Source organism: Streptomyces liliifuscus (assembly GCF_016598615.1).
GTDB lineage: Bacteria > Actinomycetota > Actinomycetes > Streptomycetales > Streptomycetaceae > Streptomyces > Streptomyces liliifuscus.
Genome location: NZ_CP066831.1, coordinates 1,173,112 through 1,190,314 on the forward strand (window position 1 = coordinate 1,173,112; position 17,203 = coordinate 1,190,314).

General features: G+C 71.0%; 11 protein-coding genes. 5 read left to right on the forward strand and 6 right to left on the reverse strand.

The genetic code is table 11. The features are described 5' to 3' along the window. Positions 1-188: 188 nt before the first annotated feature. Positions 189-2,411, forward strand: a complete 2,223-nt coding sequence (locus JEQ17_RS05075) for a protein kinase domain-containing protein (RefSeq protein ID WP_234048073.1) — start codon at positions 189-191, stop codon at positions 2,409-2,411. 63 nt (positions 2,412-2,474) lie between these two features. Further along, complete coding sequence (locus JEQ17_RS05080) at positions 2,475-4,490, forward strand: serine/threonine-protein kinase (RefSeq protein ID WP_234048074.1); 2,016 nt, start codon at positions 2,475-2,477, stop codon at positions 4,488-4,490. Positions 4,491-4,528: 38 nt separating this feature from the next. On the opposite strand, the gene JEQ17_RS05085 is transcribed toward JEQ17_RS05080, so the two are convergent. Next, positions 4,529-7,477, reverse strand: coding sequence for a SpoIIE family protein phosphatase (locus JEQ17_RS05085; RefSeq protein WP_200394071.1), 2,949 nt, complete (start codon positions 7,475-7,477; stop codon positions 4,529-4,531). Between the two features lie 210 nt (positions 7,478-7,687). Here JEQ17_RS05085 and rutA point away from each other — a divergent pair, with 210 nt between their 5' ends. The 3 genes from rutA to JEQ17_RS05100 all read left to right on the forward strand — a co-directional run bounded on the left by rutA (position 7,688) and on the right by JEQ17_RS05100 (position 12,422). Further along, the gene (rutA, locus tag JEQ17_RS05090) at positions 7,688-8,770 is read left to right on the forward strand and encodes a pyrimidine utilization protein A (RefSeq protein WP_200394072.1); all 1,083 of its coding nucleotides are present in this window, start codon (positions 7,688-7,690) and stop codon (positions 8,768-8,770) included. 159 nt (positions 8,771-8,929) lie between these two features. Then, positions 8,930-9,628: a LuxR C-terminal-related transcriptional regulator gene (locus JEQ17_RS05095; RefSeq protein ID WP_200394073.1), complete on the forward strand. Its 699-nt coding sequence runs from the start codon at positions 8,930-8,932 to the stop codon at positions 9,626-9,628. 238 nt (positions 9,629-9,866) lie between these two features. Next, positions 9,867-12,422: a SpoIIE family protein phosphatase gene (locus tag JEQ17_RS05100; RefSeq protein WP_200394074.1), complete on the forward strand. Its 2,556-nt coding sequence runs from the start codon at positions 9,867-9,869 to the stop codon at positions 12,420-12,422. A 39-nt stretch (positions 12,423-12,461) separates the two neighbouring features. Here JEQ17_RS05100 and JEQ17_RS05105 read toward each other — a convergent pair whose 3' ends face one another. From JEQ17_RS05105 to JEQ17_RS05125, 5 genes are all read right to left on the reverse strand, one after another. Beyond that, on the reverse strand, positions 12,462-13,217 hold the full coding sequence (locus tag JEQ17_RS05105; protein ID WP_234048075.1) for a YqjF family protein: 756 nt from the start codon (positions 13,215-13,217) through the stop codon (positions 12,462-12,464). A 146-nt stretch (positions 13,218-13,363) separates the two neighbouring features. Beyond that, positions 13,364-13,795 (reverse strand): hypothetical protein, encoded by a 432-nt coding sequence (locus JEQ17_RS05110; protein ID WP_200394076.1) that lies wholly within the window; start codon positions 13,793-13,795, stop codon positions 13,364-13,366. Between the two features lie 99 nt (positions 13,796-13,894). Continuing rightward, entirely contained in the window at positions 13,895-15,424 is a 1,530-nt protein-coding gene (locus JEQ17_RS05115) for a DEAD/DEAH box helicase (protein WP_200394077.1), read from the reverse strand. A gap of 212 nt (positions 15,425-15,636) precedes the next feature. Continuing rightward, positions 15,637-15,840 carry a cold-shock protein gene (locus JEQ17_RS05120; RefSeq protein ID WP_055614959.1) on the reverse strand — a complete coding sequence of 68 codons (204 nt, stop codon included), beginning with the start codon at positions 15,838-15,840 and terminating at the stop codon, positions 15,637-15,639. Between the two features lie 234 nt (positions 15,841-16,074). Further along, positions 16,075-17,040 carry a YihY/virulence factor BrkB family protein gene (locus JEQ17_RS05125; RefSeq protein WP_200394078.1) on the reverse strand — a complete coding sequence of 322 codons (966 nt, stop codon included), beginning with the start codon at positions 17,038-17,040 and terminating at the stop codon, positions 16,075-16,077. Positions 17,041-17,203 lie beyond the last annotated feature (163 nt).

The window sequence follows — 17,203 nt, forward strand, 5'->3', positions numbered from 1 at the left end:
ATCTGAAACGTCAAGTAATGGCCATAGGTTGCTCGGTTGCGTACACCAACTGTCCCTCCAGCACCTACTCTCGCCCCAAGTCCATTCGACGATGAACAGGCGAGCTGAGGGCAATGGAGCCACTTCGTCCCACGGATCCGGAGCACTTGGGGCCGTACCGTCCTGTCGCGCGGCTCGGCGCCGGAGGGATGGGGGAGGTCTTCCTCGCCCGGGACGATCAGCAGCGGACCGTGGCCGTCAAGGTCATCCGGCCGGAGCTGGCCGCGAACAGGGACTTCCGGATCCGTTTCCGGCGCGAGGTGGACGCGGCACGTGCGGTGAGCGGCAGATACACGGCGACCGTCGTGGACGCCGATCCGGACGGCCCCGTCCCCTGGCTCGCCACCGCGCACATCCTCGGTCCGACGCTGGCCGACGCGGTTGAGGAGCACGGACCGCTGCCACCGAAGTCGGTTCTGGCCCTCGGGGCCGGACTCGCCGAGGCGCTGATCGCCGTGCACTCCGCGGGGCTGGTGCACCGCGATCTCAAACCGTCCAATGTGCTGCTCTCCGCCGAGGGCCCGCGGGTCATCGACTTCGGCATCGTCCGGGCCACCGACGGCTACGAACTCACCCTGTCCGGAGTGCTGCTCGGCTCACCGCGGTACATGTGCCCCGAGCACGCCACGGGTGACCCGATGGGCCCCGAGGGAGACGTGTTCTGTCTCGGCTCGGTCCTCGCCTTCGCCGCCACCGGGAACGCGCCCTTCGACGGCTCGTCGGCGGCCACCCTGTTGTACCAAGTGGTGCACGGTACGCCGGATCTGACGGGCGTTCCGGATCCGCTGGACACGATCATCGAGCTCTGCCTCGACAAGTCCCCGACGGCCCGGCCCACTCCGGACCGGGTGTCGGCGGCGTGCGCGCCCGGTGGTACGGACGCGCTGGACTGGGAGGGCTGGCTGCCGGAACCCGTGGCCGCATCGATCAGCCGGCAGGCCGCCGACCTCATGGACCTGGACCTCGGGCCCGGACCGATTGCGGACGTCGTCGAGCGGGAGCCCGCCCGCGCCACCACCGGCCGCACGGCCGCCACCGGTGTCCGCAGCGACCCGCGCGCGACCGTTCAGCAACTCGTCACCGAGCGCCCGAGCCCCCATCGCGTCGTCTTCCCCGAAGCCCCGTCGCCCGGCCAGCAGCCCGGGAGGTCGCCCGACCCGGTCACCCACCGCGCGCGGCGGTCGGCCCGGCCGCGTCCCTCCCGCCGTACGGTCCTCGCGGCCGCCGCGCTCGGCGTCGTCACTCTCGGTTCCGGCGTCGCCGCACTGCTCGGTGAGCCGAAGGAGCGGACCGAGTCGGCCCCGAAGCCGACCGGTCCGGCGCCGAAGCCGCTGTGGGTCTACCGGGGCGACCCGCTCGTCGAGGCCCCGGCGGTCTTCTACAAGGACACGGCCCTGCTGAAGTCGCAGTCGGGCGCGTTGTTCTGCCTCGGGCTCGCCGACGGCACCAGTCCCCGGTGGATCTACCGGGGCATCAGCCAGTCCCCCACCCCGCCGCTCCTCGTCTCGGGCGATGTCGTCGCCCTCGGCACCGGCGCTACCGTGCTGGGCGTCGACCCGGTCACCGGCATCGAACGGTTCTCCCTGGACTTCGGGGAGGACTTCCGGTTCGACACGCTGCTCGGCGGATTCAACGACCAGCGGGTCACCATCTCAGGGCTGCGGTTCAGCCGCCCGGAAGGGTCGCAGGGGTCGGCCACCTCCACGAACGTCGTCCTCAACACGGATCTGCGGGAGCGCCGGGCCGATGTCATCCCCATCAGCGAGGAGGACATCGGCCTCGATCTGAAGCCCGTCATGGCATCCCGCCGCTTCATCTACATGGACGGGCTGCACCGCCTGACGGCCCGTGGCACCGCGAGCACCGGGGACGTGCTGTGGCGCCGGCCCATGAACTCCGACTCGGACGCCCGCTCGGCCCCGGTGGTGCTCGGCGGAACCGTCTTCGCCGTCGACAGCGAACTCATCGCCGTGGACGTGGAGTCCGGCGCCGTGCGCTGGCGGGTGAAGGAGGAGAAGGGCGGATTCGCCTCCGTGGCCGCCACGGCCGGCACGGTGTACTGCACCACCAGGAGCCCGCACGGCGTCCAGGCGTTCGACGCCGCCGACGGCACCCGGCGCTGGTTCCGCCGGACCCCTCGGCTCGATCTGGGCAACGCCCTCGTCGCGGGCGGCGGAGCGGTGTTCGTCACGGCCGCCCGCAACAGGGACGGGTTCTACGCGATCGACGCCCAGAAGGGCGAGCTGCTCTGGAACTTCACCGACGGCCAGGACGCCGGCATCAACGACTGGCAACTCGCCTGCGACAGCGACGGCCCGCTGATCGCCCAGCACTTCAACAAGGTGTACGCCCTCCCGATACCGCGGCCCTGAAAACCCCGGGACCGGACCCGTGATGCAATGGGGCCACCGAACAGATCTTGGGGCGGAGTGGGCGTGTTGAGCAACGGTGGGCCCGGCGCGGGAGGTTTCCAGCCGCTGGAGGACGGCGATCCGCGGATCGTGGGCGGCTACCGGCTGGTGGCGCGGCTCGGGTCCGGCGGCATGGGGCGGGTCTATCTCTCGCACACACCGGGCGGACGAGCCGTCGCGGTCAAGGTGATCCGGCCGGAGCTGGCCGAGAACGCCGAGTTCCGCAAGCGGTTCCAGGCCGAGGTGGCGGCCGCGAGCCGAGTGCACGGGCTCTATACGGCCCCGGTCGTGGACAGCGACACCGAAGGCTCGATCCCGTGGTGTGCGACCGCCTATGTGCCGGGTCCGTCCCTCGCCGACGCGATACGCGACCACGGACCACTGCCCGTCGACACCGTGCTGCGGCTGATAGCCGGTGTCGCGGAGGCACTGCAGGCGGTGCATCGCGAGGGCATCGTGCACCGGGACCTCAAGCCGTCGAACGTGCTGCTCGCCGACGACGGCCCGCGCGTCATCGACTTCGGTGTCGCACGGGCCGCGGACGCCACCTCGGTGACGCAGAGCGGCATGGCCCTCGGCACGGTCGCCTACATGGCACCGGAGCAGGCACTCGGCGGCGAGGCCGCCCCCTCGGCCGATGTGTTCGCGCTGGGGCAGACCGCCGTGTTCGCCTCGACGGGCCGCGGCGCCTTCGGGGACGGGGACGCGCACGCGGTGCTCTACCGGGTGGTGCACGAGCAACCGGACCTCGGCCAAGTGCCCGACGAAATAAGGGAGTTGGTGGCGCGGTGCCTGCGTAAGCCTGCCGCCGAGCGGCCTTCCGTCGAGGAGGTCATCCGCTCCGTTCAGACCATCCAGACGCACCGCGGTGACGAGGCCCGGTACACATCGGGGGCATGGCTGCCGGGCGAACTGGCGGCGGGGATAGCGGCTCGGGCCGAGGGAGCCCATGAGGCCCAAGCCAAGGCGGAGGCCCAGGCCCAGGCGGAGGCGACTCCGAGCGCTCACGCTTCCGGCGGATTCGGAGCCGCGGGTTCCGGCGGATTCGGGCCCGCGGGCTCCGGCGGCGGTTTCGGCCCCGCCGGCTCAGGCGGTTTCGGCCCCGCGGCGGCCTACTCCCCCACCTCGCCGTCCCACGCGGCGCAGTCCCATTCCGTACCGTCCCATTCCGCACAGCCTCACGCCGCTCAGTCTCACGCCGGTCAGTCCCACGCCGCGCTGCCCGGACCGTTCGTGATGGGGAATCCGGCCGCACCGGCTGCGTACACACCGCCTCCATGGCCCCAGCCGCAGGAGTCGGCCGCCGCGCAGACCTCCACGGTCACCACGAACGGCGCGGGCCGCGGGGCCCGGCTCTGGATGCTGTCGGCGGCCGCGGTCGTGCTCGTCGCCGGTGGGGCGGCCGCCGCGCTGCTGTTCGTCCCGGGGGACGACGACAAGGACGACACCGGGGCCTCGGAGGTGGCCGCGTCGCAGTCGGCTCCCAAGGCCGACAAGTCCCCGTCGGCGTCCGGCTCCCCGTCGGGCAAGGCGTCGAAGAAACCCAAGCCCGCCAAGTCCGCGCTGCCGTCCGGTCCTTCGGGGCCCGCGACACCCACACAGGCTCCGAACCCGGCTCCCCCGGCCGCGTCCAGCGAGCCGACGGCACCCAAGGCCCCCGCCCCGGTCACGTACGCCGGAATCCGGATGACCGCGAGCCACGATCTGTATCTGGCGGACACCCCGGTGCGCCCCAAGGCCGACACCGGCAGCTCGGACGAGGATCTGACGTACGCCGTCTACTCCTCGGGCGCGGTCCTCGCACCCGGCACCACCTCCGGCAGCTCCCTCGCGCTGCTCCCGTCCGGGCGGCAGGGCAGCGTGGAGGCGTGCAAGGCCGCGACCGGCTACAAGAGCTACATCTGGATCAAGGACCTCACCGTTGGCCAACAGATGTGCGTCATCAGCGGTACGGGACACGTGGGGCTCGTGACCTACCAGGGTTCGTCCGGGACGACGTACGCCACCCTCGACGTGAAGGTGTGGCGGGACGCGGCCTAGGGGCTGAAGCCCGGCCCCGGCCCGACAGTTGCCGGTCCCTACAACTCCTGGTCCCCGAAGGGGAGCGCGTCCAGGTCCCCGTCGAACTCACCGATGTTCGGGAGCATCGGCTCCAGGGCGTCGGACGGCTCGTCCTTGCGGCTGTCCGGGCCGAGGAGTGCCTGTTCGGTCCAGATGCACTTTCCTGTCGCGGTGTAGCGCGTGCCCCAGCGTCGGGAGAGTGCCGTGATCAGCTGCAGGCCGCGCCCTCCCTCGTCGGTGTCCGTCGCCCGGCGGATGCGGGGCATCGTCAGGCTGCCGTCGAAGACCTCGCAGACCAGCTCGGCGTCGTGCAGAAGGCGCAGGCTGACAGGGCCCTTGGCATGACGTACGACGTTGCCGACCAGTTCGCTGGCGAGGAGTTCCGTGGTGGGTGTCAGGCTGTCGAGGCCCCAGGCGGAGAGCTGCTCACGGACGTGACGGCGGGCCTGGCCCGCCGCCCTGGGGTCCTCGGGGAGCGACCAGGAGGCCATCCTCTCGACGGGCAGGGCGTGCAGCCGGGCGACGAGGAGCGCCGCATCGTCGGCCGCCTGGTGCTCGGCGGGGAGAAGACCGGCCGTCAGGGTGTCACAGAGGCGTTCGAGGCGATCGCGCTCCCCGTCCGGGTCCACGTCCGTGATGTGCGCGGCGCGCAGCAGTCCGGCCAGGTCCGCCATGCCCTCGTCGATCTCGCGCGTGGACGACTCCACCAGGCCGTCGGTGTAGAGCACCAGCAGGCTGCCCTCCGGGACCGCCAACTCGACTGTCTCGAAGGGTGGTTCGGCCGCGCCCAGCGGAGGGTCCGGGGCCAGTTCCGGAAAGTGGACCCTGCCGTCGGGATGGACCAGGGCCGGCGGCGGATGGCCTGCCCGGGTGATGGAGCAGATCTGCGTGGTGGAGTCGTACAGCGCGTACAGGCAGGTGACGTACGACTCCTCGCCCATGCCGCCGACGATGTCGTTGAGATGGCTCATGATCTCGTCGGGCGGCAGTTCCAGGTCGGCGAGGGTGTGGACCGCCGTGCGCAGGCGGCCCATCGTCGCGGCCTCCGGCAGGCCGTGGCCCATCACGTCACCGACCACGAGGGCCACCTGGCCGCCCGAGAGCGGGATGATGTCGTACCAGTCGCCCCCCACGTCCATGCCCTGTCCTGCGGGGAGGTAGCGGGCCGCCGCCGTGCATGCCGACGGGGTGGGCAGGTCCCGAGGGAGCAGGCTGCGCTGGAGTTCGCGGGAACGGGTGTGTTCGGCGTCGTAGAGCCTCGCCCGTTCCAGGGCCTGGGCGACCAGGGCGCTGATCGTGGTCAGCAGGGTGCGTTCGTCGTCGGTGAGGCGGCGCGGGCGGTCGAAGGCCACGACGCAGACGCCGAAGGTGACGCCGGACGCCGTCAACGGCAGGAACGCCCATGCCTGTTTGCCCGCACGCCCGGGCAGATCGGCCTGTCCGGGTGAGCGCGCGGCGAGTTCCTGCGCGGAGGACAGGAAGAGCGGTGTGTCGGACGTGATCGCGTCCCAGCCCGGGTCGCCGGACAGCCGCGGGCGGCGGTCGACGGCGGCGAGGAAGTCGTCGGGGTAGCCGACCGCTCCCACGGTGTGCAGCAACTCGCCCTCGACCGTCTGCACCAGGAGTCCGGCGGCGGCGAACGGCGGCAGCACCCGTGGGGCGAGCGCGTCCACCACGTCCCGTGACGTCGTCGCCTTCGCGAGGGCGGCCGTCAGCTCCGCCATCTGGGCGGCGCGTTCGGACGCGACCCGCTCGGCGGCCTGGCGCTCCTCGTCGTGCCGCCGCCGCTCGGTGACGTCGCTGAAGTAGAGGGTGCGGCCGTCGGGGCCGGGCACCAGCCGCAGGTGGTAGCGGCGGTCGCTCTCCGGCATACGCATGTCGAAGCCGGCGGGCTTGTCCTCGGCCGCGGCCTTGCGAAAGCGGCTCTCCATACCGGGCACCTGCTGTGCGGAGGGCAGGTCCCACAGGACACGCCCGAACAGCTCCTCCTCGGAGAGGCCCAGCGTGCGTTCCGCCTCAAGGTTGGCGAAGGTGATCCGCCACTCGTCGTCGAACGCCAGGAATCCGTCGCTCATGTGGCGCAGCGCGCGGCTGAGGGCGTCGCGGGCGGACCGGGACTCGTTGCTCTCCCAGCCCACGCCGATCATCCGGAGGGGTTCGCCGTGTTCGTCGTACGTCGCCCTGCCGCGGGCCTGGGTCCAGCCGTACGTGCCGTCCAGGCCGCGTACGCGGTACTCCGCCTCGTAGACCGTGTGGTCGCGGATCGCCCGCTGCGCGGCGCCCAGTGTCGGGGCGAGGTCGTCGGGGTGGACGGTCCTCATCCAGTTCTCGATCTTGCCGGTGAAGTCGGCCGGTCTGGTGCCGTAGAGCTCCAGGGCCGCCTCGTCCCAGATCAGGTCGCCGGTCCGGATGTCCCAGTCCCAGGAGCCGACGCTGACCTCCTTGAGTGCCTGCCGCAGGCGCTCGCCGCCGAGCTCGGTCTGTGCGGGCCCTGACGGTGGGGGCGCCTGAGCCATGCGCTCCTCGGTCCAGGCGATCACGGCCCGCAGGAAGTCCCACTGCTCCGCGGTGGGCTCGCCCGCCTCGCCCGTGACGACGGACAGGGCCCCGATGCTGCGATCCCCGCTGAACAGCGGGGCGGCCGCCAGTCCGCTGCCCGGCCACGCCGCCTCCCCGGCCACGGAATGTGCCGTGAGCTCCCGCGGTGCCCAGACGCCACTGCCCTGGTGCAGGGCGCGGGCGGGGGCCAGCGGGCCCTCCTGGTCGATGATCTCCCAGGCCCGGGTCAGGGTCGGCGGGAGACCGGTGGCGGACACCAGCCGCAGGGCGGACATGGGGCCGCGAAGGTGGATCATCCCTCCCAGGGCACCGAGCTCGCCCACCGCGTGCTGGAGTGCCAACCGGAAGATCTCGCTCTCCGCGACACCTGGTTCCACCGTGCTGAGCAGAGCCAGCCGTGCATTCATACGATAAATTTTACCGTTCTGGCCTCACCGGATGCGGGCCTTCGCAGGAATCACACCTTCGCCGCCACCCTCCCTTACCTGGTCTCCAACACCTGTCGCTCCAGGCCGAGTTGCCCGTCGTGACGATGGCCGGTTCGACACTCCCGCACCCCGTGTAACGCCCCTTCGTCCCGGGCAGTCCTCCGGTCACGGCGATACACGAGGAGCGGCATGGACATCGGCGTCTTCATACCCATCGGCAACAACGGCTGGCTCATCTCGAAGAGCTCGCCGCAGTACCTGCCGAGCTTCGAGCTGAACAAGGCCGTGGTGCAGAAGGCCGAGGAGCACGGGTTCGACTTCGCCCTGTCGATGATCAAGCTCAAGGGGTTCGGCGGCGAGACCGGCTTCTGGGACCACAACCTGGAGTCGTTCACCCTGATGGCCGGCCTGGCCGCCGTCACCGACCGGATCAAGCTGTACGCCTCCACACCGATCCTCGCACTGCCCCCGGCAATCGTCGCGCGCATGGCGGTGACGGTCGACTCGATCGCCCCCGGCCGCTTCGGCGTCAACATCGTCACGGGCTGGGCGCCCGGTGAGTACGCGCAGATGGGTCTGTGGCCCGGCGACGAGCACTTCGGCAACCGCTACGCCCGCGCCGTCGAGTACGTCACCGTGATGAAGGAGCTGTGGAGCGAGGGAGTCAGCAACTTCAAGGGCGAGTTCTACGAGATGGACGACTGCGTGCTGTCACCGCGGCCGGCGGACGGGCACACCGACATCGTCGCCGCGGGCCAGAGCAGCACGGGCATGAGGTTCGCCGCCGAGCACGCCGAGTACAACTTCATCCTGGGCAGCGGCGTGAACACTCCCCTCGCGATCTCGGACACCACCGCCGCGCTCGTGGACATGGCGCGCACGACCGCCCGTGACGTCGGGGCTCTGTCCCTCTTCATGGTCATCGCGGACGAGACCGACGAGGCGGCCCGGGCGAAGTGGCAGGACTACCACGACAACGCCGACCTCGCCGCACTGGCGTACATGGCGGGTGAATCGGCCACGGACACGGCCGCCGACGGCTCCTCGACCGCCCGGACTATCTCTTTGCCCGAGGGGGCGGTGAACTTCAACATGGGCACGCTCGTCGGCTCGTACGAGACCGTCGCGAGGATGCTCGACGAGGTCGCCGGGGTATACGGCACCAAGGGGATCATGCTGGTCTTCGACGACTTCCTCGAAGGCATCGAGGCCTTCGGTACGCGTGTCCAGCCACTGATGAAGTGCCGCTCGGACAGGCCGACCACGGCGTGAGCACGAGAAGTGAGCCAGACCACAACGAAAACGGTGACGTTTCGATAGGGGCGGAGTTACTCTGGTCATCGAGGTGAACGAAACAGTTTCGTTCAGGGCTCCGCGCATGTCCCCGGCGAGGACGCCGCCCATCGCCCCTCCCCATGGAGAACGCCTGCCATGACCTCCGTACTCATCGTGAACGACCAGTCCCTGCAGCGACTCGGTCTGCGGATGCTTCTGGCCGCCGAGCCCGACCTGACCGTCGTCGGCGAGGCGGCGACCGGTGCCGAGGCGGTTCGCCTCAGCGCCGAACTCCGCCCCGACGTCGTCGTCCTGGACAGCAACGTCTCCGACACGGACGGCATCGCGACCATCCGCCGTATCGCCCATCCCTCCCTCCTGCCGCTGGTCTCCGAGCTCACCGGCGCCGGTGGGCCCCGCCCGCGCGTACTCGTCCTGACACCTGCCGGCCGGGAGAGAGGCGCCTACGCCGCCCTGCGCGCCGGAGCGGCCGGATTCCTTCTCCAGCACGCCACCCCCGACGAGCTGACCGCCGCCATCCGCATCGTGGCCGCCGGAGACGCCGTCATCACTCCCGGTCTGACCCGCACGCTCATCGACACCGTCCGTCAGCAGCGCCCCGTCCGCCCTCTCGACGGGGAAGCCGGCCTCGGCACCCTCACCGGGCGCGAACGCGACGTCCTCACCGCCGTCGCCTCCGGCTGGTCCAACGCCGAGATCGCCGAGCGCCTGTCCATCGCCCCGACGACCGTGAAGACCCACGTCAGCAACATCCTCGCCAAGATCGGCGCCCACGCCCGCGTCCAGGCGGTTGTCTTCGCCTACGAGTCCGGACTGGTGCGACCGGCGGCCTGACACCGACCGGGCCGATCGCGTCTGCCACGATCACGGGTGGCCGAGTACTGTCCCCAGGACCTGCCGGACGGTAGTCTCCGGCCACCTGACTGTCACGGTTCCGGACACCCGGGCCCACACGGGCACCGGTACCCTCTGCGGATTCACACGGAGTTCCCCGCCCGGGTGCAGGCGGAGGCCCTCGTGGCGCATTCTTGCTGTGTCAGCCACTCGGCGGCGCACGGACGAGGTAGGGCCGATGACTGGGAGAGCCGAGCACGACACCCGGACGCCCGGACGCCTGGCCGCACTGCTGACCGGGATCACGGCGGAGGCGATCGGTGCGGCCGACGGCTTCGCGGGAGGCGTGTACCTGCGGTCCAGTACGCCCGGGCTGCTGCGGCTGGCCGTGCTCTCGGGGCTGCCGGGACCCCTGTTCCGCCCCTGGTGGCGCCTGCACGTCGACCGTCGGTTCCCCGTCGCGGACGCCTACCGGCTGGGCGTCCAGGTGGTGCTCCCGGACGCCACGGAGACGATGCGCCGCTACCCCCAGTTCGCGGCGGGCCTGCCGTTCCAGTTCGGATCCGTGTACGTCCCCGTGGTCGGGGGCTCCACGGTCTACGGCGTACTGACCCTCCTGCGCCCCTCGACGTCGGACGCCACCACCGTGCTGCCCGACCGTGACCGCATGGCTCAGCTGGCCGAGGATCTGGGCGCGGCCCTGCGGAGCCTGGAGGACATCGACGGGTCTCCGGTCGCCTGGGACGACGAACCGCTGTGCGTGCGGCCACCGGCCGCTGGTCCTCCCGCCGTGCCCATCGGGCGTTTCGCCTGGGATCCGGCGACGAATGTCGTGACCGCCGACAACCGTCTGCGTGCCCTGCTCGGAGTGGCGCCGGGACAGTCCGCCGACACCCCGCAGGCGCTCGCGGACACCGTGGCCGCCGCCGACTCCCATCAGATCCTGGCCGCCCTGCGGGAGACGGCCGCGGGCAGACCGCCGCCGCTGCCCCTGCACGTGCACGCCCTGGACGGCACTCTTCGGCTGATGGAGCTCTGGACCCCGCACGACGCGTCCGCACCACCCGGAGGGCACCCGGTCCGCGGCATCGTCCTCGATCCACACGTCGGCTCGGCGGCCGACAAGGCAGCCGACCTGCTCCCGGAGGGCGTGTTCTGCCTCGACCGGCTGGGCCTGATCCTCTACGCGAATCCGCGGGCGGCGGAGATCCTGGGCCGCCCGCGGTCCGAACTGCTGGGCCGCACCCTGTGGGAGGCGGTGCCGTGGCTGGACCGGCCCGCCTACGAGGACCATCTGCGGGAAGCCCTCCTGTCACCGCATCCGGTGCACTGCCACGTCGTACGGCCGCTCAAGGACGAGGAGGAGCCTCTCGCGGATCCCCACGGAGGTGACTGGTTCTCGCTCTCCGTCTATCCGGGTCCCGGCATCCTGACCTGCAAGCTCGTTCCGGCCGACCGCATGGCGGACCGGCCTCCCGACCCGGCGCCGCAATCCGGGGCAGAGGCACCGGCCGACGCGCCGCTGGCCGACGGATCCCCGGACGCGGTCACCTCCATGGCTCCGCTGTACCGCCCGATCATCCTCGCGATCGCGCTGACCGAGGCGGTCACCGCCCAACAGGTGTCCGCGGTCGTGATGCAGGAACTGCTGCCGGCCTTCGGCGGCCGTCGGCTCGCCATCTATCTGCTCCAGGACCGGCATCTGTATCTGGCCTGGGAATCGGGCTTCCCCAAGGGATTCCTCGCGCCGTTCGACGGGGTCGGTCTCGACACCCGGCTGCCCGGCGTGGAGACCCTCACCACCGGCCGGCCGCTCTTCTTCGAGTCGATGCACCAGCTCACGGCCGCCTATCCCGGCATCCCGCTCGACGCGACGGAGGGAGCCCGCGCGTTCCTGCCCCTCATCGCCTCCGGGCGCCCCGTCGGCTCCTGCATTCTCGGCTTCGACCGTCCCCGCGACTTCAGCACCGAGGAACGCACGGTGCTCACCGCCCTCGCCGGGCTGATCGCCCACGCCATGGAGAAGGCACACCGCTACGACACCGAGGCCGCGCTCGCCCGCGGTCTCCAGCAGGCTCTCCTCCCCCGGCGGCTGTCGGGCCATCCGCGGGTGGAGACCGTCGGGCGCTATCTGGCGGGCACCCAGGGAATGGACGTGGGAGGGGACTGGTACGACGTCGTCGAGTCCGGGGACGGTCTCGCCCTGGTCATCGGCGACGTACAGGGACACGGCGTCCAGGCCGCCGCGACCATGGGGCAACTGCGCAGCGCGGTAAGGGCCTTCGCGCTCGGCGACCATCCGCCCGACGAGGTCCTCAGCGGCACCAACCGTCTTCTGATCGACCTCGATCCCGGGCTGTTCGCCAGTTGCTGCTACATCCGGCTGGACCCCCTCACCGGTCTGGCCCGGGTCGCCCGCGCCGGGCATCCCCCACCGATCCTGCGCTTCCCGGACGGCCGCACCCACGTCCTGGACATCCCCGGCGGCGTCGTGCTCGGCGTCGACGGACACGCTCAGTACCCGGTGACGGAGTTGCAGCTGGAGCCCGGCGCCATCCTCGCGCTCTACACGGACGGGCTGGTCGAGCGGCCGGGCGTCGACATCGACGAGGGCATCACCGCGCTGCGCGTGGCCCTGGCCCGGGCCGGTTCGCCCGCCGCCCGCCCCGGCGGCCGCTCGCTGGCCGCGGTCGCCGACCGCCTCACCGCGAAGGCCCGGCACGTCGCCGACCGCCCCGACGACATAGCGCTGCTGCTGACGGCACGCCGCCCGATGTCGGGGCGCCACCGCTGAGCGACGGCACTCCCCCCGCGGGGGACGGCCGTACGGGACTCATCCGCGCGGCGGAGGAATCGGGCGCCCGAGACGCACGGGAACCCCCGGGGAGTACAGCACGCTCACCGGTTCCCCGACCGGCGTCGGCAGCCCGGCCGACTCGACGAGGTTCTCCTCGCACGCGACCAGCGTCGCCCGGTGCAGCGGCCAGCGTGGATGGTCGTTCGGCAGAAAGCCCGCGTCGCTGAAGAACGGGTTGTGCATGCCCCACCGGGCGGTCAGGAAGTGCTCAAGGCCGGTCGGCTCGGTTATGCGCTCCCCGGGCCTCACGACGAGCCGGCTGTACGCGCCTCGCGGTCCCGGCAGGCGCCTCGCGCTGGTGTAGCCGACGGTGTCCTCGCCGGTCCGCACGGACATACGGGACCACACGTACGGCAGCCGGAAGGCGAGTCGCCCCATGACCACCGGCAGGAGCCGGGACGCGTCCATGGAGCGGAAGACCACCCCCCGCCGACCGTGCGCGTCCACCGAGTACAGGCGCACATTGGTCTCCGGGAAGGAGCCGAAGTACGGCACGCCCGGCAGGCGCAGCCAGCCCACCTTGTGCATCCGGAACGCGACCAGCCCGACGAACGTGACACCGTCCACGGTGTCGGGAACGGTGCCGTCCGGCAGCAGTCCCGCCACGGCGGCCGGATCCACTGCCCAGTGCACGAAGGTGAGGTCCAGCCACTGCTGGGTGAGCAGGGGACGGCTCAGTGCGACCGGGGCGTCGGGCGTGATCGGTTCCGGCTCGGACGAAGTGATCGACACGAGCGAAAGCATCGCAGGCCCCTGTCCGGGGCACGGCGAGAACGCGTGCTGTGTGACGCGTCTGGCACCGGTACGCCCCGTTGCCGCCGCGCCGCGCCCCACCGTCGTGCGCCGGCCCCGGAGGGGTCCCGGGGCCGCGGCGGGGGTCAGACATCGGTCGGCAGGCCGCTCACCTCCGCGATGCCGCGCAGCTCCTCGTCCTGGCGGTGTCGTTCACCGATGAAGTCGGCGATCTCCTGACACCTGGCCGGATCGGCCGCGGTGCCGGAGTCCGTGACGACCCTGACGGGTCCGACCTCGTCGGTGTCGATCTCGACGATCTGGTTGTCCAGCCGTCCCGTGACGGCGACGGCCACGACGAGGGACGCCTCGTCGCGCACCTCCTGCGAGACGCTGGCGCCGTCCTGGCCTTCGAGACTCAACTCGATCGGCCCAGCGCGTTGCTCCTGCATCGCCTCCAGCACTGGTTCGACCATGCGGAGGAGCACCGCGTAGTCCGACGGCGCCATACGCACGCGCAACAGGTCGAGATAGAGATCGACGGGCCGGTCTTCGGGCGGAAACTCTGATTCGCTCATGGGACTCGACTTCCCCGATGTGGCCAACATGATCGCATCTGGGGCCAAAATGGTGGATCTCCGCGCCCGCCGCCACTCGGGAAGCGGCTCGTGCCAGGTCTAGGCGCCGCGGCGGACCCGGGCGGCCTTGCGGGCCTCGGCCGTCTGCCGGGCCTCGGCGGACCGGCGGGACTCGCCACCGGCACGGCCCGGACGGGTGCCCATGCCACGGAAGGGGGTACCGCCGCGCTGGGGGCGCTCCGTGACCGGCGCGCTTCCGTTGACGGGGATCCCGGAGGGCGCCTGAGCACCGGTGATGCGGCTCAGCTCGGCCTCTCCGGAGCGGACCTGGGTGATCTGCGGCCTGATGCGGGCGTCGGACATCAGACGGGTCATGTCACGGCGCTGATTGGGCAGCACCAGCGTGACGACACTGCCGGACTCCCCGGCACGGGCCGTACGGCCTCCGCGGTGGAGATAGTCCTTGTGGTCGGCGGGCGGGTCCACGTTGACGACGAGGTCGAGGTCGTCGATGTGGATGCCCCGGGCCGCGACATTGGTCGCCACGAGCACCGTGACCTGGCCGTCCTTGAACTGGGCCAGCGTGCGAGTGCGCTGGGGCTGCGACTTGCCGCCGTGCAGCGCCGCGGCCCGCACCCCGCTGCCCAGCAGGTGCCGGGTGAACTGGTCCACGGCGTGCTTGGTGTCCAGGAACATCAGCACCCGCCCGTCGCGGGCGGCGATCTCCGTGGCTGCGGCGTGCTTGTCGGCCCCGTGCACGTACAGCACGTGGTGCTCCATCGTGGTGACCGTGCCCGCCGACGGGTCGACCGAGTGGACCACCGGGTCGTGGAGGTAGCGCCGGACGAGGAGGTCGATGTTGCGGTCCAGGGTGGCCGAGAACAACATCCGCTGGCCGTCGGGCCGTACCTGGTCGAGCAGCTCGGTGACCTGGGGCATGAAGCCCATGTCGGCCATCTGGTCAGCCTCGTCCAGGACGGTGATCTCCACCCGGTCCAGACGGCAGTCCTTGCGCTCGACGAGATCCATGAGCCGGCCCGGGGTCGCGACGACGACCTCGGCACCGCCCCGCAGCGCCCCGGCCTGCCGGCCGATCGACATACCGCCGACGACGGTGGCCAGCCGCAGCTTGAGCGGCCGGGCATACGGAGTCAGCGCGTCGGTGACCTGCTGGGCCAGCTCACGGGTGGGAACGAGGATCATCGCGAGCGGCTTCCGGGGCTCGGCACGCCGCCCGGCCAGGCGCACGAGGAGTGCCAGACCGAAGGCGAGCGTCTTGCCGGAGCCGGTGCGGCCGCGGCCGAGGACGTCACGGCCCGCGAGGGAGTTCGGCAGCGTGGCGGCCTGGATCGGGAACGGCTCGGTCACGCCGAGGCGGGTGAGCGTGTCCAGCAACTCGGTGGGAAGGCCCAGTTCACCGAAGGTCGCGACAGCGGGGAGGCCCGGGGTGACGGTGGTCGGCGGTGTGAACTCGCCCTGGACCGCGGCGGGCCTGCGTCCGCCGCCACCCGACCGGGTGACGGGTCGTCCCTGGCCCTGCGGGCGGGCCCGGCCGCCCCGGCCGGAACCGCCGAAGCCGTCCTTGCGGCCCTTGGAAAAACCTTCGTTCGTGCGAGCTGAACGGTTCATGGAGAACCTTCCTCGATAGGGCACGTATCGAGGAATTCTCGGCGGACACAAGCCGAACGAATTGCAAGAACGAGCCGGCCGCGGGACCGGAAGAAGCGCCGGCCGCAGCGATGTGACACAAGCGGGAAGTCCCGGTCGGGACTTCCTGGAAAAATCAGCAAGCTGGGGCCCCACCGCGAGGTGGGACCCCAGCTGCCTTGTGCGATTCGACGTCAGGCAGGCGTGATGTTCTCCGCCTGCGGGCCCTTCTGACCCTGGGTGATGTCGAAGTTCACCTTCTGGCCCTCCTGGAGCTCACGAAAGCCCTGGGTGGCGATGTTCGAGTAGTGGGCGAAGACGTCGGGGCCGCCGCCCTCCTGCTCGATGAAGCCGAAGCCCTTTTCCGAGTTGAACCACTTGACGGTTCCAGTAGCCATGTCATTTCCCCTTCGGGGCAGTACCCGGGGGTCCGCACTGTGTGAACCCCTGCGTCGCCGCAATGAACCCGTCCGGAAAGAGCGCCGGAAATACAAAAGCGCCCGGCGATATGTAATCATCCGAGCCACTTGAAGTGTGCGGGAACTACAATTGCAACTGGATCAAGACTATCACGAGACACCCACACGGCAACGGCTGACCCGCCCTGATCACGACGGGCCCCGCCGAGGAGATCAGGGGCCGGGCCCCGGGTCCGGTTTCACGGCGTCGGTGATTCCGGCGCGGGCGGCTTCGAGCTGGGCGGCGAAGGCGACGCCGAGGAAGAGCGCGACACCGGTGAGGTTCGCCCACAGCAGCAGGGCGACGAAGGCGGTGAGCGGTCCGTACACGGCACCGAAGGACCCGCTGCTGGCGACGTAGAACGCCAACAGCCAGGTGGCCGTGACCCACAGCACCAGATGGACCGCCGAGCCGAAGGCGAGCCAGGTGTAGCCCGGCTGGTCCCTGCGGGGAGCCCAGCGGAAGATCACCGCCGAGGCGACCCAGACGAACACCACGCCCAGCGGCACCTGGAGCGGCCCCCACCAGTCGAGGTTGTCGCGCGACCAGCCGAGGGCCTGGACCACCGACTCCCCCACCGCGTCACCGGCGACCAGGACGAGGAACCCGAGGACCATCGGCATGCCCGCCGCGAGGGCGAGCAGCAGGGACCGGCCGTACTTGGCCAGAAGCGGACGGTCGCGCTCGATCCCGTAGATGCGGTTGGCGCCCCTTTCGACCTGGGCCATGGCCGAAGCCAGGTTGAGTACGGCGAAGGCCAGGCCCAGCCACATCGCCAGGGCGCTCCAGATCCCGGACCCTGCACTGCGCTCGGTCTCGGCCAGGGCGTCCTCGACCAGTTCGGCGCTGGCGCCGGGCACGATCCGGCTGAGGGTGAGTTCGATGATCCGGCCGACGCTCTCGGTGTGGACGGTGGTGGCGACGCCCACCAGGGCGATGGTGAAGGGCACCATGCCCAGGACCACCTGGAAGCCGAGGGAGCGTGCACTGGTGAAGCCGTCCGCGTAGCGGAAGCGGGAGAACGCGTCCACCAGCAGGCGACGGCCCCCGTAGCGGCGCAGCGCGGTGAGCGCCTCGTCGCCGGACAGCTCCTCCCCGATCATGTCCCGCGTCTGCGGAACGTGCTCAGCGGTCCCCATCCCTCACGTCTCCTCGTTCTGTGAAATTCGGTGAATCCTTTTCCGGGTCAGGAATGATTCGGCCCTTCGGGGGAAGCCCGCCGAATTCTCGACCCACCCGTGTTTGGACGGGCTTTCCCCGGTCAGCCGTAATAGTAGAGCGCACCGCCGAAGCAGTGAGGAC